21 protein-coding genes are annotated in these 21,373 nt (G+C 70.0%); 5 read left to right on the top strand and 16 right to left on the bottom strand.

The window, feature by feature from the left end; genetic code table 11:
- Positions 1 to 104: 104 nt before the first annotated feature.
- Positions 105 to 1,757: a serine hydrolase gene (locus tag AB4Y68_RS06500; protein WP_441454690.1), complete on the top strand. Its 1,653-nt coding sequence runs from the start codon at positions 105 to 107 to the stop codon at positions 1,755 to 1,757.
- Between the two features lie 164 nt (positions 1,758 to 1,921).
- Here AB4Y68_RS06500 and AB4Y68_RS06505 read toward each other — a convergent pair whose 3' ends face one another.
- From AB4Y68_RS06505 to prmC, 4 genes are all read right to left on the bottom strand, one after another.
- Positions 1,922 to 2,326 carry a hypothetical protein gene (locus tag AB4Y68_RS06505; protein WP_441454691.1) on the bottom strand — a complete coding sequence of 135 codons (405 nt, stop codon included), beginning with the start codon at positions 2,324 to 2,326 and terminating at the stop codon, positions 1,922 to 1,924.
- A 79-nt stretch (positions 2,327 to 2,405) separates the two neighbouring features.
- Complete coding sequence (locus AB4Y68_RS06510) at positions 2,406 to 3,128, bottom strand: DUF4893 domain-containing protein (RefSeq protein WP_441454692.1); 723 nt, start codon at positions 3,126 to 3,128, stop codon at positions 2,406 to 2,408.
- 147 nt (positions 3,129 to 3,275) lie between these two features.
- Complete coding sequence (locus tag AB4Y68_RS06515; protein WP_441454693.1) at positions 3,276 to 4,274, bottom strand: DUF4167 domain-containing protein; 999 nt, start codon at positions 4,272 to 4,274, stop codon at positions 3,276 to 3,278.
- 284 nt (positions 4,275 to 4,558) lie between these two features.
- Positions 4,559 to 5,455 carry a peptide chain release factor N(5)-glutamine methyltransferase gene (prmC, locus tag AB4Y68_RS06520; RefSeq protein ID WP_441454694.1) on the bottom strand — a complete coding sequence of 299 codons (897 nt, stop codon included), beginning with the start codon at positions 5,453 to 5,455 and terminating at the stop codon, positions 4,559 to 4,561.
- Positions 5,456 to 5,533: 78 nt separating this feature from the next.
- Here prmC and AB4Y68_RS06525 point away from each other — a divergent pair, with 78 nt between their 5' ends.
- Positions 5,534 to 6,760: a YihY/virulence factor BrkB family protein gene (locus tag AB4Y68_RS06525; RefSeq protein ID WP_441454695.1), complete on the top strand. Its 1,227-nt coding sequence runs from the start codon at positions 5,534 to 5,536 to the stop codon at positions 6,758 to 6,760.
- Positions 6,761 to 6,791: 31 nt separating this feature from the next.
- Here the strand turns inward: AB4Y68_RS06525 and prfA are convergent, their stop codons facing one another.
- Both prfA and AB4Y68_RS06535 read right to left on the bottom strand, forming a co-directional pair.
- A complete protein-coding gene (prfA, locus tag AB4Y68_RS06530; protein WP_441454696.1) occupies positions 6,792 to 7,859 on the bottom strand; it encodes a peptide chain release factor 1 in 1,068 nt (355 codons plus the stop codon).
- 68 nt (positions 7,860 to 7,927) lie between these two features.
- Positions 7,928 to 9,280, bottom strand: a complete 1,353-nt coding sequence (locus AB4Y68_RS06535; protein WP_441454697.1) for an alpha/beta hydrolase family protein — start codon at positions 9,278 to 9,280, stop codon at positions 7,928 to 7,930.
- 176 nt (positions 9,281 to 9,456) lie between these two features.
- Between AB4Y68_RS06535 and AB4Y68_RS06540 the strand changes: the two genes are divergently transcribed.
- The gene (locus AB4Y68_RS06540; protein WP_441454698.1) at positions 9,457 to 10,095 is read left to right on the top strand and encodes a response regulator; all 639 of its coding nucleotides are present in this window, start codon (positions 9,457 to 9,459) and stop codon (positions 10,093 to 10,095) included.
- 5 nt (positions 10,096 to 10,100) lie between these two features.
- Here the strand turns inward: AB4Y68_RS06540 and AB4Y68_RS06545 are convergent, their stop codons facing one another.
- The gene (locus AB4Y68_RS06545) at positions 10,101 to 10,886 is read right to left on the bottom strand and encodes a DUF3108 domain-containing protein (RefSeq protein ID WP_441454699.1); all 786 of its coding nucleotides are present in this window, start codon (positions 10,884 to 10,886) and stop codon (positions 10,101 to 10,103) included.
- Between the two features lie 124 nt (positions 10,887 to 11,010).
- On the opposite strand from AB4Y68_RS06545, the gene AB4Y68_RS06550 reads away from it, so the two are divergent.
- Positions 11,011 to 11,802 (top strand): sulfite exporter TauE/SafE family protein, encoded by a 792-nt coding sequence (locus AB4Y68_RS06550; protein ID WP_441454700.1) that lies wholly within the window; start codon positions 11,011 to 11,013, stop codon positions 11,800 to 11,802.
- 58 nt (positions 11,803 to 11,860) lie between these two features.
- Here AB4Y68_RS06550 and AB4Y68_RS06555 read toward each other — a convergent pair whose 3' ends face one another.
- The 5 genes from AB4Y68_RS06555 to AB4Y68_RS06575 all read right to left on the bottom strand — a co-directional run bounded on the left by AB4Y68_RS06555 (position 11,861) and on the right by AB4Y68_RS06575 (position 18,441).
- Entirely contained in the window at positions 11,861 to 12,457 is a 597-nt protein-coding gene (locus AB4Y68_RS06555; RefSeq protein ID WP_441454701.1) for a glutathione S-transferase N-terminal domain-containing protein, read from the bottom strand.
- A 2-nt stretch (positions 12,458 to 12,459) separates the two neighbouring features.
- On the bottom strand, positions 12,460 to 13,596 hold the full coding sequence (ispG, locus tag AB4Y68_RS06560) for a flavodoxin-dependent (E)-4-hydroxy-3-methylbut-2-enyl-diphosphate synthase (RefSeq protein WP_441454702.1): 1,137 nt from the start codon (positions 13,594 to 13,596) through the stop codon (positions 12,460 to 12,462).
- A 64-nt stretch (positions 13,597 to 13,660) separates the two neighbouring features.
- Positions 13,661 to 14,719: a helix-turn-helix domain-containing protein gene (locus AB4Y68_RS06565; protein WP_441454703.1), complete on the bottom strand. Its 1,059-nt coding sequence runs from the start codon at positions 14,717 to 14,719 to the stop codon at positions 13,661 to 13,663.
- A gap of 109 nt (positions 14,720 to 14,828) precedes the next feature.
- Complete coding sequence (gene ptsP, locus AB4Y68_RS06570; protein WP_441454761.1) at positions 14,829 to 17,033, bottom strand: phosphoenolpyruvate--protein phosphotransferase; 2,205 nt, start codon at positions 17,031 to 17,033, stop codon at positions 14,829 to 14,831.
- A 130-nt stretch (positions 17,034 to 17,163) separates the two neighbouring features.
- Positions 17,164 to 18,441 carry an aspartate kinase gene (locus tag AB4Y68_RS06575; RefSeq protein WP_441454704.1) on the bottom strand — a complete coding sequence of 426 codons (1,278 nt, stop codon included), beginning with the start codon at positions 18,439 to 18,441 and terminating at the stop codon, positions 17,164 to 17,166.
- Between the two features lie 56 nt (positions 18,442 to 18,497).
- Here AB4Y68_RS06575 and ubiG point away from each other — a divergent pair, with 56 nt between their 5' ends.
- Positions 18,498 to 19,316: a bifunctional 2-polyprenyl-6-hydroxyphenol methylase/3-demethylubiquinol 3-O-methyltransferase UbiG gene (ubiG, locus tag AB4Y68_RS06580; RefSeq protein WP_441454705.1), complete on the top strand. Its 819-nt coding sequence runs from the start codon at positions 18,498 to 18,500 to the stop codon at positions 19,314 to 19,316.
- Positions 19,317 to 19,327: 11 nt separating this feature from the next.
- On the opposite strand, the gene AB4Y68_RS06585 is transcribed toward ubiG, so the two are convergent.
- From AB4Y68_RS06585 to grxC, 4 genes are read right to left on the bottom strand one after another with little or no spacing between them, the layout of a single operon-like run.
- On the bottom strand, positions 19,328 to 19,840 hold the full coding sequence (locus AB4Y68_RS06585; protein WP_441454706.1) for a GNAT family N-acetyltransferase: 513 nt from the start codon (positions 19,838 to 19,840) through the stop codon (positions 19,328 to 19,330).
- A complete protein-coding gene (locus AB4Y68_RS06590; RefSeq protein ID WP_441454707.1) occupies positions 19,841 to 20,275 on the bottom strand; it encodes a DUF1178 family protein in 435 nt (144 codons plus the stop codon).
- Positions 20,272 to 21,111 carry a carbon-nitrogen hydrolase family protein gene (locus AB4Y68_RS06595; RefSeq protein ID WP_441454708.1) on the bottom strand — a complete coding sequence of 280 codons (840 nt, stop codon included), beginning with the start codon at positions 21,109 to 21,111 and terminating at the stop codon, positions 20,272 to 20,274. Before AB4Y68_RS06595 ends, AB4Y68_RS06590 begins: the two co-directional genes overlap by 4 nt.
- The gene (grxC, locus tag AB4Y68_RS06600; RefSeq protein WP_441454709.1) at positions 21,111 to 21,368 is read right to left on the bottom strand and encodes a glutaredoxin 3; all 258 of its coding nucleotides are present in this window, start codon (positions 21,366 to 21,368) and stop codon (positions 21,111 to 21,113) included. The genes AB4Y68_RS06595 and grxC overlap by 1 nt, the downstream gene beginning before the upstream one ends.
- Positions 21,369 to 21,373 lie beyond the last annotated feature (5 nt).

Genomic DNA, 21,373 nt, shown 5'->3' on the forward strand with positions numbered 1-21,373 from the left:
CATCTTCGTCATACGTCCGGAATTTACAGGGCGGCGCGCGCCGCCGCCTTGGCCCGGGAGGCGGGCGGCGCTAGCGTCGCCGTTCTGTTTTCCGGAGCGTGCCCATGTCCATCCGCCTGTCGCGCCGCGCGGCGCTGTTTTCGTCCGCCGTCGCCGCCTCGGGCGTCGCCCTGCCCACGACCGGCTGGGCCCAGACCAGTTCCGATACGCGCAGCGACGAGGAGATCGCCGCCGCCGCTGACGCCTGGGTGCAGCGCTGCATGGCGTCCTGGCCGGAGCAGCCCGCCGTCTCCCTGGCCCTGGTGCGCGACGGCAAGCCGGTGCTGACCAAGGGCTATGGCGTGCGCCGTCAGGGCAAGGCCGAGCCGGCGGACGAACACACCCTGTTCGCCATCGCCTCCAACTCCAAGAACGTCACCGCCGCCTGCCTGGCCATTCTGGTCGACGAGGGCAAGGTGAAGTGGGACGCGCCGATCAAGACCTATCTGCCGGGCTTCACCCTGTCCGACCCGGTGATCGGCGCGCGCATCACGGTCCGCGACACGCTGAGCCACCGCGCCGGCTTCGGCTTGGGCGCCGGGGACCTGCTGTTCTGGCCCAACAGCGACCGGACCCGCGCCGAGGTGCTGGCCCAGGCCGCCTTCGTGCCGATCGAGGACGGCTTCCGCGCCGACTACCACTACTGCAACCTGATGTTCGTGGTGGCCGGCGCCGTGATCGAAAAGGTCTCGGGCCTCGCCTGGGAAGACTTCGTCCAGACCCGCATCTTCGACCGCGTGGGCATGAGCGAGAGCGTGCCGCTGGCGCGTCTGGCCGACCCGAAGAAGTCCGCCCTGCCCCACGCCCGCGTCGGACCGCCCCTGCGCGGCAAGGGGCCGATGACCCAGATCGCCCACTCCATCGTCGAGGTGTGGAACTGGGATTCGGCGGCGGCGGCCGGCGGCATCTGCGCCAGCGCCACGGACTGGGCCAAATGGATCGCCGTGCGCCTGAACGACGGCAAGCTGACGGACGGCACGCGCCTCTATTCCGAGGCCGCGGCGCGCGAGATGTACAAGCCGAACATCATCGTCTCTTCCTCGGGCGGGCCGACGGCGGAATTGCCCAACCGGGCCGTGGCCTCGACCTACGCCATGGGGCTGCAGGTTCAGGACTATCGCGGCGAGCGGCTGATCACCCACGGCGGCGGCTCGCCGGGCGGCATCTCGGCCACGGTCCTCATCCCCGGCCGCAAGGCGGGGTTCAGCGTCTTCACCAACGCCGAGGAGAGCTTCCTGCTGCGCGCCCTGCGCTCGGGCCTGTCGGACATCGTCATGGGCAAGGTCGACGTCGACTGGATCGCCGATTCCAAGAAGCGCGAAGCCGAAGGGACCGAGAAGTCGCTGAAGGCCGCCGTCGCGATCGACGCCAAGCAGGCGGCGGGGGCTGCGCCCTCCATGCCGCTGGATGCCTATGCCGGCACCTGGCGCGATCCCTGGTACGGCGACATCGTCATCGAGCAGAAGACCGAAGGGCGCGGCCGCAACCGGAAGACCGGCCTGTGGCTGGCCTTCACCCACACCCCCGCGCTGAAGGGCTGGCTGGAGCCCTATGACGGCGAGACCTTCCGCACCCGCTTCCCCGACAAACGGGAAGAGGACGCCTTCGTCACCTTCAGCATCCTGACCGCCAAGCCTGCGACCGCCACGCTCAAGGGCGTCTCGCCCGACATCGACTTCTCCTACGACTATCAGGACCTGCGGCTGACGCGGGTCTGAAAGCTCGCTTAATTCCTTCTCCCCTTGTGGGAGAAGGTGGCTCGCGAAGCGAGACGGATGAGGGGTTTCTGGCAGCTTATCCAGCTCTCCTTCATCCTCACTCGCAAGACCCCTCATCCGGCCCTGACGGGCCACCTTCTCCCACAAGGGGAGAAGGGCTTGGATTAGCGCGCCGCCTGGCCCCGACCGGCTTCCAGGATCGGCATCCCGGCCTCGGTCGGCAGGTAGATGACCTGGCGGTCGCCCTTGCCGGCGGTTTCCTGCAGCATGTTGATATAGGACCAGCGCAGGTAGTTTTCGGGACCGCCCAGCGACTGGGCCATGATGCGGTTGGCCTCGTTGGTGCCCTTGGCGCGTTCGATCTCGGCCTGGGCGGTCAGCTTGGCGGAATCCAGCGCGGCCTGGGCCTCCAGCACGCGGATGCGGCGGTTCTGCACTGCTTCTTCGAAGGCCGCCTTGCCCGCCATCTGCTTGGAATAGACGTTGTAGGTCGGGAGGCCGACCAGGACGACGGCGATCAGAACGCCGATGGCGATGACCGAACTGATAGTGAAACCCACGCTGCGCATATGCGCCTCCCCTGAATGAACAGCCGTCAGGGTGGACGCCGCCCACGCCGCCGGTCAAGGGCACCCGGTCAAGCCTGGGTCAGCGCGAGGCCGGGACTAGTTCGATCAGGTCGAGGTTGGACTCGGTCGCCGGCCAGGGAACCGCCAGCCGCCAGCGACGCTCGCCGATCCGCTCGACCACGGCCACCATGTCGCGGTCGGAGCGCTGGCCATACGAGCGGGCAGCGGGTTCGGAGGCCAGCGACATCGAGCCGAGAAACACCATCTGGCGGTCGTTCTCGGGGAACAGCAGGCCGGCGGGCCGTTGCGATCCGGTCAGTTTGGAGAATTTCAGGCCCGCAGGCGTCTGTTCGATGCGGCAGGCGAACCAGCCGTAGACGACATAGCCGAGCCCGCCCTCGCCGCCCTGTGATCCCAGCTTGACGGTGCGGCAGCGATAGTTTCCTACCGGCGGCGTGACCGAGGAACGCGCCGCGCCGGGGTCGATCAGGTCGCCCAACGAAGCCAGGTCGCCCGATCCCGGTTGGCGCTTCGCCTGCTGCAGGGCCAGGGTCCAGGCGGCGTCGCGGCGCTGATAGCGATCACGGTCGACGGCGGTGATGACACGGCGCCAGTCGCTGAGCACCGCGCCGCCGGGCGCGCCGGCGACGGTCGAAGGCGGCGGAGGCGGAGGGGGCGGCGGCGTGGTCGCGCACGCCGTCAGCAGGGCGGTCGCCAACACGCTCAGAATGGGCGCGCTCGGAATCAGGATGCGGGAAGCCGCCGCCATAAAACGCGAATTGCAGGCCGACGAACGTGACATGGGCTTTCCCTCGCACAGGGTCGAAAAGCCCCCCTTGCTAGGAAGCCCTCCCGGCGCGCCGCGTCAACCCCGGGCGAAGACCGCCCCTTCCCCTGACGGGGTCAGGCGGCGCGCGCCGCAGGCGTCGCGCGTCGGCGAAGCCCCCGATCAACCTTCGTCGGCGGCGGGTTCCACCTTGCGACGCGGAGCGCGACGCTTGGGCGCGGGCGCCTCATCCGACGCCGCTTCGTCCGCCGACGGGGCGGACGGACGCGTCAGGAAGCCGGGCAGGCCCATGCCGTCGCTGACGTTGGCGTCGGCCTCGGCGGGCACGCTGCGCTCGGCGCGCGGACGGCGCGGCGCGCGGGCGGGACGAGCGTCGTGTTCTTCGGCCTCGACCGGCGCCGGGCTGGCGGCGGCGTCGTCCGAACCGGCTTCGGGAACATATTCAGCCTCGGCCAGGGCGCGGGCTTCGTCCTCGGGCGTGGCCTCGCCGGCCTCGAAGCGACGGTTGCGTTCCTCGCGGCGACGCTCCCAGCGCTCGCGGCGGGTTTCGCGACGGCCGCCCTCGCGGGTCTCGCCTTCAGCGCGCGGTTCGCGGTCGTCAGCGCGAGGCTCACGCGGTTCGCGCTCGGCGCGGGGTTCGCGCGGTTCCCGATCCCGGTCGCGGTTGTTGTCGCGATCCCGATTGTTGTCGCGGTTGTTGTAGTCGCGGTCGCGGTTCTGCTCGCGTTCGGCGCGCTCGGCCTGACGGCGGGCCTCATCGTCGATCTTCTGCTGTTCGGCCTGAGCGGCGGCGATGATGGCGGCGGCCTGAGCGCCCGACTCGTCCTCGAAGTCGATGTCGAAGCCCTGGCCGGCCAGTTCGCGCTGGGCGATCTCCGAAACCGGACGCTGCGGCTGCAGGGCGCGCAGGACGCGGAAATAGTGTTCGGCGTGCTGGGTGTAGTTCTCGGCCAGCACCCGGTCGCCGGCGGCCGAGGCGTCGCGCGCCAGCTGCATATAGCGCTCATAGACCGTCTGGGCGTTGCCGCGGACCTTGATGTTCTCAGGGCCCTGCGAATCCCACGACCGGTTCGGATTGGTGGCGTTGGCGTTGTTGCCGCCGCCGCTACCGGGCTTCCGGTTGCGTCCGCGCTGACGCTTCATGCCCTTGAAATCTCTCATCGGAGCTTACCGTGCTGGTGCGGGCCGCCGTCGGGTGAGGACGGGCAGGACCCAGTTCGTCGTTCCGTTCGGTCGGGGCCAATCCCCGTATCGATGTGCTCGGAAAACCGTTTGCCGCCCTGTGGTCCGCCAGACCAACTAGGCCCGACCGTCACTGGCCCCGACGCGCTTGAGCGAGCAAACCTGCCCGAAAAGGATGCGTATGAGTGGGAGACAAGAAACGACTTAGCGCGCGATGACGCGGTTTCCAAGGCTTTTGTTGCGCGGCTGCATCCGCCTTCCGGTCACGCTTCCGGGATGGGATCGACGCGCGGGTCCGGCCCGTTGGTGACGACACGGTCGCGGTCGCCCAGGTCCTTGACCACCTTGACCCCGGTGAAACCGGCCGCCTCGAACAGGGCCTTGACCTGCGCGCCCTGGTCCCAGCCGATCTCGACGGCGAAAACGCCTTCGGGGCGCAGGATGCGGGCGATCTCGGGGGCCAGGTCGCGATAGGGTTGCAGCCCGTCCGGGCCGCCGTCCAGCGCCAGATGCGGATCGTGCTCGCGCACCTCCGGGTCCAGACCGGCGATGTCCGCCGTCGGGATATAGGGCGGGTTGGACACCACCAGGTCGAAGCTGTCGTCGGCGAAGCCGGTCGCCCATTCAGTGCGGATGAAGGTGCAACGACCGTCCAGGTCCAGGTTTGCGGCGTTCTCGCGCGCCACGGCGATGGCCTCGGTCGAGATGTCGGCGCCCACGCCACGCGCGTTGGGACGCTCGACCAAAGTGGCCAGCAGGATGGCGCCCGAGCCGGTGCCCAGATCGATGAAGTCGAAGGCGCGCTGCGGGGCAAAGGCGCGGACGATGACGTCCAGCAGGGTCTCGGTGTCGGGGCGCGGGCTGAGCACGTCGGGCGTGACGTTCAGCATGATCTTCCAGAAGCCCTTCTTGCCCAGGATGCGAGACACGGGTTCGCGCTTCAGGCGGCGCTCGACCATGGCGTCCAGGGCCGCAGCCTTGTCGGCGTCGATGACTCGGTAGGGATCGGTCAGGATATCGACGCGGCCCGCGCCGGTCGCGGCCTCCAGCAGCAGGCGGGCGTCGATCGACGGGCTGTCGATGCCGGCGGCTTTCAGACGGGCTTGCGCGCCCTTCCAGGCGGTGAGCAGGGTCGGGGCGGCGGGGACGTTATCGGACATGACCGCTGATTGGCGCTTGCTGCGGGCGATTTCAAGACGGAACGCAGAGCGAGCGTGGCCGTTGAGGGACGGATGGGGATGCGGAACCTTCTGAAACCGGCGGGGCGGACGCCCGCCAAAGGCGGCGCCGTCTGGCGTTTTCTGGGCGCGGCGGCGGGCGGGCTGGCGGCCGGCGCCACGGCGGCGCATCTGCTCTACACTCAAGGGCACCGCTTCGGTCTCGAACTGCGCCCCAAGCGGCCCGAGCCCCTGCCGCCGCGCGAGCCGACGCCCGAAGACTATGACGCCAAGGAGCCTGGGCGCGGACGACTGGCCCAGCACCCGGCCCATATCCCGCGCAAGGGCTGGATCGACATCATCTGGCGCACGGGCATGGGCTATTTCGGCGACCGGGTCGGCTTCGTCGCCGGGGGCGTGACCTTCTTCATGCTGCTGGCCCTGTTCCCGACGCTGGCCGCCTTCGTCACCATTTATGGCCTGTTCGCCGATCCCGCCGACGCCTGGGGGCGCCTGAGCTTCCTCTATGCGGTGCTGCCGTCCAACGTGGCCCAGTTCCTCGGCGCCGAGATGTCGCGGCTGGCCGGCGATTCCACCGGCCAACTGACCTTCACCCTGGTCTGGACCCTGGCCCTGTCGCTGCTGGCGGCCAACGGCGGGGTGAAGACCCTCTTCTACGGCCTGAATCTCGCCTATCACGAGGTCGAGCGACGCAACATCATCACCTACAACCTGCTGTGCATGGGCTTCACCGTCACGGCGATGGCGGCGGTGCTGATCAGCGCGGCCCTGGTGGTGGGCGTCCCTGTCGTGCTGAAGCTGCTCGGCCTCGAGCAGGAATGGGCCCATCTGGCGCCGCTGCGCTGGCCGCTGCTGTTCCTGGGCTATGTCGGGGCGCTGGCGGTCATCTATCGCCACGGGCCGTGCCGGGCGCGGGCGCGCTGGCGCTGGCTGACGCCGGGCGCCCTGTTCGCGGCCAGCCTCAGTCTGCTGGTCTCCTTCCTGTTCAGCTGGTTCCTGAGCCATTTCGTCCGCACCGACTCCTATGGTCCGCTGGCGGCGGCCATGGGCTTCCTGCTGTGGACCTGGTTTTCAGTGCAGGTGATCCTGATGGGCGCGCGGCTGAACGCCGAGATCGAGCATCAGACGGCCATCGACACCACCATCGGCGCGCCCCGGCCGATCGGCGAGCGCGGCGCGGTGATGGCCGATTCCGTCGGGCCGCGCCGGGGCAATCCGGCGGCTCTGGCGTTTACGCTGAAATACGCCGAGGCGCTGGGGGACAAGGTGCTGAGACGGCGAAAATAGTATCCTTCTCCCCTTGAGGGAGAAGGGAAAATCAGCCGAACTCCGCTTCCAGGTCGGCCAGGCGGGCGGCCTGGTCCTCGGCGATCAGGGCGTTCAGCATGGGGTCGAGGTCGCCCTCGAGGATCTGCGGCAGGCTGTGCAGGGTCAGGCCGATGCGGTGGTCGGTCACGCGACCTTGCGGGAAGTTGTAGGTGCGGATGCGTTCGGACCGGTCGCCCGAGCCGACCTGCGACTTGCGCGCGTCCGAGCGGGCGTTGTCCTTCATCTGGCGCTGCATGTCGTAGAGGCGGACGCGCAGATTCTTCATCGCCTTGTCGCGGTTGACGTGCTGCGACTTCTCCGACGACGTCACCACGATGCCCGAGGGGAAGTGGGTGATGCGCACGGCCGAGTCGGTCTTGTTGACGTGCTGGCCGCCCGAACCGGAGGCGCGGAAGGTGTCGATGCGGATGTCCTTGTCCTGAATGTCGATCTCGACATCCTCGACCTCGGGCAGGACAGCGACGGTGGCGGCCGAGGTGTGGATACGGCCCTGCGTCTCGGTGGTCGGCACCCGCTGGACGCGGTGGACGCCCGACTCGAACTTCAGCCGACCAAAGACGCCCTCCCCGGTGACGGTGGCGATGATTTCCTTGTAGCCGCCGGCCTCGCCCTCGGTCGTGCTGTCGATCTCGACGCGCCAGCCGCGCGTGGAGGCGTAGCGCGAATACATGCGGAACAGGTCGCCGGCGAACAGGGCCGCCTCGTCCCCGCCCGTGCCGGCGCGGACTTCCAGCACGGCCGAGGCGTTCTCGTCGGCGTCGCGCGGGGCCAGCAGCAGGGCGACCTCGCGCTCCAGCTCGGGCAGGCGCGCGTTCAGGACGTCCAGTTCGTCGGCGACCATGGCGGCCATTTCGGGATCGGCGGCCATGGACTGCAGGTCCTCGACCTCGACGCGGGCGCGGGCCAGGGCCTGCACCGCGTCGGCCACCGGCTTCATCTCGGCGTGCTCCTTCGACAGGCGCACGATCTCGGCCCCGTCCGAAGCCGCGCCCATGCGCGCCTCCACCTGGTGGAAGCGGTCAAGTACCTGATCGAGCCGGGCCTGGGGCAGTCGCAAACGACAGTCTCCGAAGGAAGGTCGGCTTCTCTACGGCAGAGAGCCGACCCAAGTCCATCGTCGATCGCCTAGGGCGCGGCCCCGGGAAAGGCGACGACGGCGCGGCCGTAGCGCCCCTGGCCCAGCGGCCGGCCGAGCGCGAAATCCGACATCAGGGCGTAGTAGCCCTCGGTCTGCCGGGTCTCGGTGCGCGTGCCGTCCGCAGTCTGAATGAACTCGGCCATGCCGTGGTCGGTGTCGGGGAATTCGGCCAGGGTGATGGCCTCGCCCTCGGCCTGGAGCGTTGTCAAAAGGGCGCGCGTGGCCTCCGGCGGCGCGTCGCGGTCGGCCCCGGCGAGGACCCACAGGACCGGCACGTCGAGCGCGCGCAGCGGCGGCAGCGGGTCGTGGCGCCAGGTGGTGCCCTTGTCGCGCCGCGGCCCCATGAGCCTCAGCGCCGCTTCGGGGTATCGGGCCAGGTCGCCGGTGAACTCCCCCTTGGCGTGGGCGAACCAGGGCTCCTTGCGCCACTGGCGCTTGAGGTCGTTCAGCTCGGCGAAGCCCGAGCGGAAGCCCGAAGCGATCACCTCGCCCGCGGCATCGGCCAGCAGGCCCGCCTTGCGCTGGGCCTCGGCGTCGAAGCCGGCCTCGGCGACGTTCAGCACCGTCTGGGCGCGGTTTTCCTCCAGCGGGCTGACCGCCAGGCCATAGCCGACGATGATAAAGTCTACCGGTGCCTGGGCCGCGGCCAGGGGCGCGACCCAGCCGCCCTGGCTGATGCCGCGCAGGCCGACGCGCCCGGCCCGGTCGCCGGCCAGGCGGCGGGCCTCGCGCACGGCCGCGGCGGCGTCGGCGGCCAGCAGGGCGAAGTCCTGGGTGTAGGTCCCGGTCGACGCCCCCGTGCCGCGCTTGTCGTAGACGAACAGGCCGACACCCGAGGCCGGGTCCAGGTGCTGCATGGCGTTGAAGTCGAGCGCGCTGTAGTCGCCCGAGCCATGCACCTCGACCAAAATGGGCGCGGGATCGACGCCCTGAGGCAGGATCAACCGCCCGGCCAGGGTTTCGCCCGCCCCCTGGAAGCGCGTTTCAATCACGTCAAAGCTGAGCTGCTGGGCGGCCTGGCCGTCGAAGGACGTCAGCCCCTGGGCGCAGTCGCCGAGCTGGAAGGGCGTGGGGTCCGGCTCCTGGGTCCAGCCGCGCGTGGCGCGCGCCTCGGCGCCCGCGCCGCTGATCAGCGCCGTGCGCCCGTCGACGGTGCGCCAGCGCAGCTTGCCGCTGACCGTGCCCCAGACCGAGACGACGCGGCCGTCGGCCAGCCGCGAGACGCCGGCCCCGCAGGCCGTGTCAGGCGAAGCGGCGAGCGCCTGGCCGTCGCCCGCCGGGACGCAGGCCGCTACGCCCGCCAGTGCGCCGGCCAGACCGAGCGCGCGCAAGGAACTCATGATCACGTCGAACCCCTCCCATAATTATGCCGCATTCAGGATAGCGGCGTCATGCGAGGACGAAAAGGGAGCGCTATCGCGATTGTGAGCGGTTCTAACAATGCCGTCAGCACGGTTACGTCGCACCCGCAAAAGCCGTAGCTCGACAGCGGCTGAAACAACATCGGGAACACGACATGGCTTATGACGCCGCGGCTCAAGGCACGTCTGGCGGCGTGTCGGGCGCCCATGTGGAGCGGCTGTGCGCCGCTTACGACTGCCTCCTGGAGCCGAGCGGCGCCGTCTCAGCCGAGGCCGAGCAGGAACTGAGGGCCCTGGCCCGCATCTTCGATCTGGACGCCGACCGGCCGGCCGGCGAGCTGTGGCCTTCCGTGCGCGCCGTGCTGGTGCGCCAGACCCCCGCCGCAGCGCCCGGCGCGGACCCGGCAGCCGCCCCCGCGTTCGAGCCGATGACCATCCTGCTGGTCGAGGACGACGCCATCGCAGCGGCCGACCTGACCGCGGCCCTGGGCGACGCCGGCCATCGGGTGGTCGGCCCCTTCCACAGCGCCGAGGCGGCCGAGGCGGCCACCGCCCTCTATCCCATCGATCTGGCGCTGCTGGACATCAACCTCTCGGGCGAAGCCACCGGCGTCGATCTGGCCCGAAGCCTGAAGGCGCGCTGGGGCGTGCCGGTCATCTTCCTGTCCGGCGATGTGACCGCGGCAGCCCGGAACGCCGAACTGGCCGCCGCCATGGTTATCAAGCCCTATACCGGCCGCGACGTGCTGGACGCCATCGCCCGCATCGGATCGCCCGGCGCGGCCGTCCGCTGACAGGCTCAGATCAGCAGCGTCTTGCGCAGCACGGCGCCGTCGGCCGCGCGGCTCTCCGTGCGCACCAGAACCTGGGTCTCGCGGGCCAGCCAGAAGCGGGCGGGCGGCGTCTTGTCGGTGTTGTAATCCGTCTCGACCACCCAGCAGTCGATCGACCGGCCGTCCGGGGCGGCCAGGGCCTCGACGCCCGTGACCCGCCACAGATAGCGCGCCGCCGTCTGGCTGCCCGGATGGTGGAAGGGGATGGAGACGGCGTAGCCCTCGGCCAGGGGCAGGGTCTGGAGCATCTCCATGTCGGTCTCGAAATTATACATGGGCTCGGGAAAGGCGAAGGAGAGGGCCGCCTGGCTGTTGTCGGCCAGACCTTCCAGGCCGCTGATCCGATCGGGCGCGAAACGGAACCCTTCGACCAGGCGCGCCTCTTCGCGCGTGCTGACGCGCACATGGGTCAGAGGACGGAAACTGCCGACCTCGAACAGGGAATCCCGCTCGACCAGGCCGACCGGCGTGCCCGCGCTGTCCCAGCGCTGGACGATGCGCAGCCGGGGCTGGCCGTCGATGGTCTCGAACCGTGTCTCGCGACGCCAGATGTCGATCGCCGTATGGCGGCCGTCCTTCTCGCGCGAACGCAGATAGGTCCGCACGCCGGGCTTCAGCCAGTCGAACCGCGCCAGAGGCTGACCGACCGCCAGCCGCTGCGGCTCTGCGGCCAGGGCGCGTCCGGCGGCGGCGACCCCGGGGACCGAGGCGAAGGCGCCGACAAGGGCGCGGCGCGAAAGGAGCGGCGGCAAGCGGGCCTCCTGCGGCTGATCGGGACTGAGACCCTAGACCGCAGCCCGCAAAACGCTCCAGTTAAGGTTCGGCAACATTTCCAGCGTCGGCGGCGTTGCGATCTGGGCAGGAGACGGGGCGCACGTGGACAGTATTGAGACCTTTCTTCTCTTCCTGGTCGTCGGCCTGCTGGCCCAGGCGGTCGACGGCGCCCTGGGCATGGCCTACGGCGTCATCTCGTCCTCGGTGCTGCTGGCGCTGGGGGTGCCGCCGGCGACCGCCTCGGCCAGCGTCCATGCCGCCGAGGTCTTCACCACCGCCGCCTCGGCCGGCAGCCACGCCTGGCACCGCAACGTCGAGTGGCGGCTGTTCCTGCCGCTGGCGGTCGCGGGCGTCATCGGCGGCGTGGTCGGCGCCTATGTGCTGACGGGGATCGACGGCAAGGTCATCAAGCCCTTCATCATCGGCTATCTGGCGCTGATCGGGGTGTGGATCCTGTGGCGGGCGGGTCATGACATCAAGCCGCGCTGCCTGCCCACCTGGTTCACCGCGCCTCTCGGCCTCGTCGGCGGCTTCCTGGACGCGGTCGGCGGCGGCGGCTGGGGACCGACGGTCTCCTCGACCATGGTCGGGGCCGGCCACGACCCGCGCAAGGCCATCGGCACGGTCAACACCGCCGAATTCTTCCTGACCGTCGCCGTCTCGGCCACCTTCGTCTGGGCGCTGGTCAGCGGCCACTGGAAAGACGCCGCCGCGCTCCAGAGCCACGCCGCCGCCGTCGGGGGCCTGGTGGTCGGCGGCCTGATCGCCGCGCCGTTCGCGGGCCTGATCGTCAAGAAGATCTCGCGCCGGGTGCTGACCTATGCAGTCGGCGTCCTGCTGCTGTTCCTGGCCGGGTTCCAGGGCCTGCAACTGGCCGGATTGATCGGTCGATAGAACAAGGGCGGGACCGGCCTGCGCCCGTCCCGCCCCTGTGCCTTGATCCCGAGATGGATCAGACCGGGGCGGTCGCGGCGAAGCTGGGGCGTTGCTCCAACGCGGCTTGCAGGGCGACCAGATGGGGGCGACCGGTCTTCCAGTCGTAGTCGGGATGACGGAAATCGAGCCAGCTGACGGCGACGCCCGCCGTCAGAACGCCCATGTCGAAGCGGCCCGCGTCCGGGGCGGCGGATTCCAGGGCGTCCAGCGCGCGCCCCATGTTGACGGTCCAGCGAGAAATCCAGGTCGGCGAACGCTCCTGCTCGGGGCGGCGCTTCTCCAGCACCAGCTTGACGCCCATCTCCAGCGCCGCATTGCCCAGGGTTTCCAGACGCCGCACGCGCAGACGCTCAGGCCCTTCGGCGGGCAGCAGGCGCGGGCCGGAACCGATCGCGTCCAGATACTCGGCGATGACCGGGCTGTCGGTCAGCGGCAGACCGTCCTCGGCCACCAGGGTCGGGACCTGCACCACCGGATTGGTCGCCAGCAGTTCGGGCGCGTTGGCGTAAGGGTCGACCGCGACCTCCTCGATCCGCTCGGACAGGCCTTTCTCACGGGCGACGATGCGGACCTTGCGCGCGAAGGGCGACGGGGTGGTGATGTAGAGCTTCATGTTCACTCGGCGGCTTTGCGGGCGGCGTCCAGTTCGGCGGCCTTGGCTTCGACCAGTTCGACGATGTGGTCGATCATGCCGTCATTGGCCTGTTTGCCGGCGATCTTGCCGTTCAGATAGACCATGCCGGCGCCCTTGCCGCCGCCGGTGAAGCCGACGTCGGTGTAGAGGGCCTCGCCCGGGCCGTTGACGACGCAGCCGATGATCGACAGCGACATCGGCGTGGTCACATGGGCCAGCTTTTCCTCAAGGATGCCCACCGTCTCGATGACGTTGAAGCCCTGACGCGCGCACGACGGGCAGGCGATGATGTTCACCCCCCGGTGGCGCAGGCCCAGCGACTTGAGGATGTCGAAGCCGACCTTGATCTCCTCGACCGGGTCGGCGGCCAGCGAGACGCGGATGGTGTCGCCGATGCCGGCCCACAGCATGTTGCCCATGCCGATGGCCGACTTGATCGTGCCGGTGCGCAGCGGCCCCGCCTCGGTCACGCCCAGATGCAGCGGGCAGTCGATGGCCTCGGCCAGCTGCTGATAGGCGGCGACGGTCAGGAAGGGGTCGGACGCCTTCACCGAGATCTTGAACTCGTGGAAGTCGAGGTCCTGAAGGATGCGGGCGTGGTTCAGCGCGCTCTCGACCATGGCGTCGGGACAGGGCTCGCCGTACTTCTCGAGCAGCTCCTTTTCCAGCGAGCCGGCGTTGACGCCGATGCGCATGGAGCAGCCGTGGTCGCGGGCGGCCTGGACGACCTCTTTCACCCGCTCCATCGAGCCGATGTTGCCCGGATTGATGCGCAGGCAGGCGGCGCCGGCCTCGGCGGCCTCGATGCCGCGCTTGTAGTGGAAGTGGATGTCGGCCACGAGCGGCACGCGCGCTTCGCGGGCGATGGTCCTGAAGGCGGCGGTCGAGTCCTCGTCGGGGCAGGAGACGCGGACGATGTCGGCCCCGGCCTCCTCCAGCTGACGGATCTGCTCCAGGGTCGCCGCGGCGTCCGAGGTCAGGGTGTTGGTCATCGACTGGACGGTGATCGGGGCGTCGCCGCCGACAGGCACCGAGCCGACCATGATCTGGCGGCTCTTGCGGCGCTCAATGTGGCGCCAGGGACGGACGTGGCCGAGTTCGGAACTATGGTCGCTCATGTCGCACGGACCATAGGCGAGGAACGACGGCAAAACCACGACATCCGGCGGCGTCCGCGACGATTCACCTCGCGGGCGGCGGAGCGGGCGACGTCGGCGCGACCGGCGCAGGGGCGGCGGCCAGCGCCGCAGCCGCCTGGGCGGCGCGGGCGCGGGTCTGGGCTTCGACGGCGGCGGCGGCGCGCGCCTCGGACTGGCGCTCCAGGGTCTGGGCCCGGACGTTCAACTGGCCCAGCGGCGTCTCCTTGGCCGGCAGGACGCCGCTGTGCTCGCCGTTCAGATAGACGTCGATGACGGCGGGGTCGGACACGTCGACCGTGGCCGACAGATTGGGCGGGGCGCGCCAGGCCTCGCCCGCCGCCAGTTGGCGCGCGAACAGGACCCGGCCGTCGCCCTGACGGATCACCAGGCTGGCGGCCTTGCGCGCCTGCAGGATGACCTGGGAGGCGGTGGCCGAGGCGCCGTAGATGGCGCCGCGCGGGTTGAAGGCGGCCTGGACCGGCAGCGCAGGCGGCGGCGCGGCGTTGGGGTCGGCGGGATCGATCCCGGTCAGCTGGGCCTCCAGCCCCGGGGTGACATAGAGTGCCGGGGTGGTCTGGTCCGGCGGGGCGTCGCGCGGCGCCCCCAGATAGAGGGGCCGTTCGGCCTCGGCGTCGGCCTCGACCGCCCAGTTCTTGGGCACGCCCGCCAGGTCGGACGGATGCGGCGGCTCGATGCGGACGACGCGCTGGAAGACGTTCCAGCCGATCACGGCCAGGACCACCGCCGCGACCACGGCCAGAATTTTGGGCGAGCTGCGGCGCATCTGCTGGACGGCGGCGCCGGTCGGGGCCTGAAGCGGCACGGCCGCCTCGGGGAATTCGCGCTTGAACCGCTCGACCGCCGTCAGTTCGTCCAGACCTAGGGCGCCGGCGTAGGCGCGGACATAGCCCATGGAGAAGATGCGCGACGGCAAGACGGCGAACTCGCCCTGCTCCAGCGCCGTCAGATAGCGCGAATGCACCCGCGTCATGGTCGACAGTTGGGCCATGGAACGGCCTGAGGCGAGACGCGCCGCGCGCAGGGCCGCGCCCAGCGTCTCGGCGTCCTCGAGGGACGGCGCGTCGTGCCGATCCTGATCCATGCAGCCGGGGTTCCGTTCGTGCGGACGCAGATGCGCCCTCCCTTTCGCTTAGACGAGGCCTGTCCTGCGGGCAACGCGGGAAAGCGGCTCCGCTTGGATCGGACCGCCGTCAGACGATGACGTTGAGCTTGCGCGCCAGGGACTCGATCTCGCCGCGCACCGATCCGGCCGAGGAGCCCAACAGGACGTTCATGCCCCGGCGGGCGGCGGGCAGGTCGGCCGACAGGATCATCCGCTTGACCGGCCCCACCCCGCCGGCCGGCGCCGACAGCCGAGTATAGCCCAGGGTGATGAGGGCGAAGGCCTCCAGCGGACGACCGGCCAGTTCGCCGCAGACCGAGACCGGCGTGGCGCTGTCGGCGCATTTCTGCTGGATCTCGGCCAGAGCCCGCAGGGCGGGCGGCGACAGCGGATCATAGCGGTCCGACACCAGCGGATTGGTCCGGTCGGCGGCGAACATGTACTGCAGCAGGTCGTTGGTGCCGATCGAGACGAAGTCGGTCAGCGGCAAGAGGGCGTCGAGGTGCCAAAGCAGGCTGGGGCATTCGACCATGGCCCCGACGCGCAGCAGCGACGGCAGAGGCCGCCCGCGGCGCCGCGCCCAGTCGCACTCGACATCGACCAGTTCACGCGCGGCGCGGAACTCGTCCACCGTGGCGATCATGGGGAACATGACGCGCAGTTCGCGCCCGGCGGCGGCGGTCAGCAGGGCGCGGATCTGCATCCGCAGCAGGGCCGGCCGGTCCAGGCCCAGACGGATGGCGCGACGCCCCAGCGCCGGGTTCTCTTCGCGCTCATTGTCCAGATAGGGCAGGACCTTGTCGCCGCCGATGTCGAGCGTGCGGAAGGTGACGGGCCGGTCACCCGCCGCGTCCAGCACCAGCTTGTAGAGCGCCGTCTGCGCGTCCAGACGCGGCAGCTCGTCCGAGACCATGAACTGGAACTCGGTGCGGAACAGGCCGATGCCCTCGGCCCCGGTCGCGTCCAGGTTTTCCAGATCCACCGCCAGACCGGCGTTGGTCAGGACGGTGATCCGCGTGCCGTCCCTGGTGACGGCGGGCGTGTCGCGCAGCAGGTCGAACTCGGCCCGGCGCTGCGCGCGCACGGCCATGCGGGTCTGGACCGCCGCCAGCATGTCGGGACGCGGGCGCAGATAGGCTTCGCCCGTCTCGCCGTCGACGATGACCTGATCGCCCTCGGACAGGCGGTCGCGCAGACCCTGAAGACGACCGACGCAGGGAATCTGCAGCGCGCGGGCGACGATGGCGGCGTGGCTGGCGGCCGAGCCCTCTTCCAGCAGCAGTCCGCGCAGCTTGTGGCGCGGATATTCCAGCAGGTCGGCGGGGCCGAGGTTTCTGGCCACCAGGATGGCGTCGTCGGGCAGGTCGCGATGGCCGGGGTTGTCGCCCGCCAGCACCCGCAGCAGCCGGTTGGCCAGGTCCTCGAAGTCGTGCAGCCGCTCGCGGATATAGGGATCGCGGGCGTTGGCGAAGCGGGCGCGGTGCTCGTTGCGCACCCGGTCGACGGCGGCCTCGGCGGTCAGGCCCGAGCGCACCGCCTCCTCCAGCGACCGGTTCCAGCCCCGGTCGTCGGCGAACATGCGATAGGTTTCCAGCACCTCGAACGAGACGCCGCCCAGCTTGGTCTGCCCGCCCTCCAGCATCAGGTCGATGCCGGCCTTGAGCGCCCGCAGGGCCTCGGCCAGACGCTTTTCCTCGGCGGCGGGATCGTCGGACAGCAGTTGTTCGGGGGCCAGGGGCGCCTCGTGCTGGACGACGACGCCATAGGCCAGGCCCTCGGCGAACTTCTGCCCCTTCAGCCGCTCGGGCCGGTGAGGGGCCACCTCGACGTCGCGCAGTTCGTCCTGGGCCAGAAGCTCGCCAGAGGCGACCGTCTCGGCCAGGACCATGGCGATGGTCTGGATGTCCTCGACCTCTTCCTCGTCATAGCGACGGGCGGCGCGGTTCTGGACGACCAGCACGCCGATGGCCCGACCGCCGCGCAGCAGGGGCGCGCCGAGGAAGGCGTGGAAGGGATCTTCGCCGGTTTCCGGACGATAGGAGAAGCTGGGGTGGGACGGGGCGTCCGACAGGCTGATCGGCTGGGCCAGCCGGGCCACCTCGCCGACCAGGCCCTCGCCGGGACGCAGGCGGGTGGTGTGCACGGCCTCGGGGTTCAACCCTTGCGTGGCGAACAGCTCCAGCTCGCCCGAGGCGCGCCGCAGATAGATGGAGCAGACTTCGGCGACCATCGACTGGGCGATGGTGCGCACCACCATGTCCAGCCGGTCCTGCGCCGGGCCGCCGCCGGCCATGGCTTCGCGGATCTGGCGCAGGAGGTTGCGCGGCCCCCTCGTCGTCAATCCGCCCTTCACCATGATCGCTCCCGCCTTGCCGCCCGCTTGGCCGCCCGTCTGGCCTCACCAGATAGGGCGGCGTTGCCGTTCATCCTAGCGCGTCGAGCCCGTAGGCCGAATGCAGCGCCCGCACCGCCAGTTCGGCGTAGGCGTCGTCGATCAGCACGCTGATCTTGATCTCCGACGTCGAGATGGCCTGGAACTTGACGCCCTTGTCGGCCAGGGCCCGGAACATGGTCTGGGCCACGCCGGCATGGCTGCGCATGCCCACGCCGATGACCGAGATCTTGGCCACGTCGTCGTCGATGCGAAGCTCCTCGAAGCCGATCTCGGCCTTGGCGGCGGTCATCATCTCGGCCGTGCGCTGGGCGTCGCGGCGTCCCGTGGTGAAGGTCAGGTTGACCGCGCCCTCGGTGCGGGCCTGGCTTTGCACGATCATGTCGACATTGACGTTGGCCTCGGCCAGACGCGTGAAGACGTCGGCGGGGGCGTCGGTGCGGTCCGACAGGCCCAACAGCGTGATCCGGGCTTCGTCCCGGCTCATGGTCACGCCGGAAACGATGCGCTTTTCCACGATCTCATCCTCGTCGCAAATCAGGGTGCCGGAGGCTTCCGGCAGAATTCCGTTTTCATCCGGCTCGATGAAGCTGGACAGGACCCGCACGGGGACCTGCTTGGCCATGGCCAGTTCGACCGAGCGGGTCTGCAGCACCTTGGCCCCCAGGGAGGCCATTTCCAGCATCTCCTCGTAGGAGACCTTTTCCAGGCGCCGCGCGCGGCTCTCGATACGCGGGTCGGTCGTATAGACGCCGTCCACGTCGGTGTAGATGTCGCAGGGCGCTCCCAGGGCGGCCGCCACGGCCACCGCCGAGGTGTCGGAGCCGCCGCGGCCCAGGGTGGTGATGCGGCCGTCGCGGGTCACGCCCTGGAAGCCGGGCACAATGGCGATCTGGCCCGTGTCGATGGCGGCGCCCAGGACCTCGCCGGGCACGTCCTCGATGCGGGCGCGGCCGTGGGCGTCGTCGGTCAGGATCGGGATCTGCCAGCCCATCCAGCTGCGGGCATTCAGACCCATGTTGCGCAGGGTCAGGGCCAGGAGCCCCGACGTCACCTGCTCGCCCGAGGCGACCACCACGTCGTATTCGTCGTCAGACAGGGACAGGCCGGCGGCGGCCGGTCCCGCGCCGTCGGTCCAGGCCACCAGCTCATTGGTCTTGCCCGCCATGGCCGAGACTACGACCGCGATCTTCTTGCCCTTGGCGGCTTCGGCGGCGACGATCCGCGCCGCACGGCGGATGCGCTCGAGGTCTCCCATGGAGGTCCCCCCGAACTTCATCACCAGTCGTGTCGTTTCGGGCCGCGTCATCGTGGCGTTTCGTCCCCTGCTTGCATGGGCGGCCAAGGCGGTTCATGCCTGCGGCCATGTCCGCTTCTAACGACAGCCTTGATCCGCGCAAACCCCAAAGCGAAGAGGGTTTTTCACCCTTGGTGACCGATCGTGCCGAGGGGCCCAGCATCGATCCTGCCGACGTGGCGCGCTTTTCCGCCCAGGCGGCGGAGTGGTGGGACCCGAAAGGCCCCTTCGCCCCGCTGCACCGCTTCAACCCGGCGCGGCTGAAATTCGTTCGCGACCGCGCCGCCGAGCATTTCGGCCGCGATATTCGGGCGCGCGCGCCGTTCACGGGCCTCAGCCTGATCGACATCGGCTGCGGCGGCGGGCTGATCGCCGAGCCGATGCGGCGCATGGGCTTCGAGGTCACAGCACTGGACGCCTCGTCCGAGAACATCGGCACGGCCCGCGCCCATGCCGAACAGATGGGCCTCGACATCGCCTATCGCGCCGCCACGGTGGAGCAGATGGTGGAAGCGGGCGCGGGGCCCTTCGACGTGATCCTGACCATGGAGGTGATCGAGCATGTCGCCGATCCCGAGGCCTTCGTCCGCGCCTGTTCCAGGCTGATCAAGCCCGGCGGCCTGATGATCGTCGCCACCCTGAACAGGACCCTGAAGGGCCTGCTGCTGGGCAAGGTCGCCGCCGAATACCTGCTGCGCTGGGTCCCCGCCGGCACCCATGACTGGCGCCAGTTCCTCAAGCCCGAGGAGTTGCGCGCCATGCTGGACGGCGAGCCCCTGACCGTTACCGGCCCCTACGGCCTGGCCTATGACCCGCTCAATGACCGCTGGAGCGAGGGCGACGACGTCGGCATCAACTACATGATGATGGCGACGCGGGACGCCTGATCCTCCGCCCTTCAGAGCGACCGGATCATGTAGCGGGCGTCGGCGCCGTAGCTGGCCAGCTTCTCGGCCATGCCGGGCGGGTTCTGGACCTCGAAGCCGTGACGGCCCCAAAAGGCGGTCGCCTCGTTGACGGCCACCAGGGCGATGTCTCGCCAGCCCGCCGCCTTCGACCGCTCCGCCAGACGCTCGACGATGGGACGGGTGTGACCGCCGCCGCGCGCAGCGGGGTGCAGGGCCAGGTCGTGCAGATAGACGACGTCGGCGTCCTCGGGGATCGCGTCGATCAGGGTGTTCAGCGGCGGGGCCGCGTTGCGCCGCCAGGGATAGGCGACCAGATAGCCCATAATCGGCGCATCCTCGCCCTTGGCCTCGCCCGCCAGGACGAAACAGCCGTCGGGGTTGAGGGCCAGACGGTTAGCGAAACAGGCGTAGTCCTCGGGATGATCGGGGAAGGACAGCTTGGCCACCGCAGTCACGCCGTCCAGATCCCACGGCGTCATCGGCCGCCAGTTGGGTTCCGCCATCTAATTGGCCTTGGACGGATCGGGCGGCAGGCTGGGCAGGGGCGCGCAGGGCACGCCGTCGTCCTTCAGCTTCCTGACGTCGGCGGGGGTGGCCTCGCCGTAGATTTCGCGTTTTTCGCTGCGGCCTTCGTGGATGTCGCGGGCCTCGCGGGCGAAGGCGTCGCCGACATAGTCGAAATTCTGCTCGACGTGCGCGCGCACCTCGCGCGCCGCCTGCAGCATCATGGCTTGCATCTGCTTCATCGCGTCGGGCGCAGGCGCGGCCTTCTTGGTGCCGGCGACGGCCGGGGCCATCACCTGCTTGCGCATGGCGGTCGAGCCGCAGAAGGGGCATTCGACCAGACCGCGCGCCGCCTGATCGTCGTAGTCGGACGAGGAGGCGAACCAGGCCTCGAAGCCGTGGTCGCGGTCGCAGGACAGGGCGTAGCGGATCATTGCGGCCAGTCGAAATCGCGGTCGTGCAGCAGGGAAGGGATCGAAGCGCGCGCCCGCTGGACCGCGCTCAGGTCCAGGGTGGCGGCGACGACGCCGGGCTCGTCATGCTCGGCCTTGGCGATGACCTCGCCCCATGGGCCGACGATCAGGGAACGGCCCCAGGTCTGACGGCCGTCCTCGTGGGTTCCGCCCTGGGCCGGAGCCAGGACGAAGGCGCCGGTCTCGATGGCGCGGGCGCGCACCAGGGTCTCCCAGTGGGCCTCGCCGGTCGGGCGGGTGAAGGCGGCGGGCACGGCGATCATCGCCGCGCCCGCCTTGGCCAGGGCCCGGTACAGGTGGGGGAAACGCACGTCGTAGCAGATGCTGAGGCCCAGCCGGCCCCAGGGGGTTTCGGCCGCCGTCGCGCCGACGCCGGGTCGAACCGAGGCGCTCTCGCGATAGGTCTCGCCGCCCGGCAGGTCGACGTCGAAGACGTGCAGCTTGTCGTAACGGGCCACCACCGCCCCGGTCGGGTCGATCAGCAGCGAGCGGTTGGCGGCGCGGTCGTCGCCCGCCGCGTCCGAGCGGACGATGGCCGAGCCGATCAGCAGCCAGACGCCCAGGTCGCCCGCCAGACGGCGCAGGCCCAGAACGGCGGCGTCGGCGTCCTCGGTGGACAGGGCGGCGTCGCGCAGACCCCGGCGCTGTTCGAGGAAGTTCGTGCCCTCGGGCGTCAGGATCAGTTTGGCGCCGCCCGCCGCCGCCTCGCGAATCAGCGGCTCGACATGGGCCAGCCCTGCGTCCGCCGTCGCCGGCGTCCGCGTCTGGATCAGCGCTACGTCGAGCCGCTCGACCATCAGGCCGCCAGCAGGGGATCGAGGCCGCCGCGCGCATCCAGGGCGTGGATGTCGTCGGAGCCGCCGATGTGTTTCTCGCCAACGAAGATCTGCGGGAAGGTGGAGGCGCCGTTCGCGCGGGCGACCATCTGGGCCTTGATCTCCGGATCGCGCGAGGCGACAATTTCGGTGAAGTCGACGCCCTTGCGCTTCAGCAGGGCCATGGCCGCGGTGCAATAGGGGCAACCGGGCTTGGTGTAGACGACGACTTCGGCCAACTCAG

Origin of the sequence: Brevundimonas sp. 2YAF1, from assembly GCF_052114745.1 — a bacterium.
Taxonomy (GTDB): domain Bacteria; phylum Pseudomonadota; class Alphaproteobacteria; order Caulobacterales; family Caulobacteraceae; genus Brevundimonas.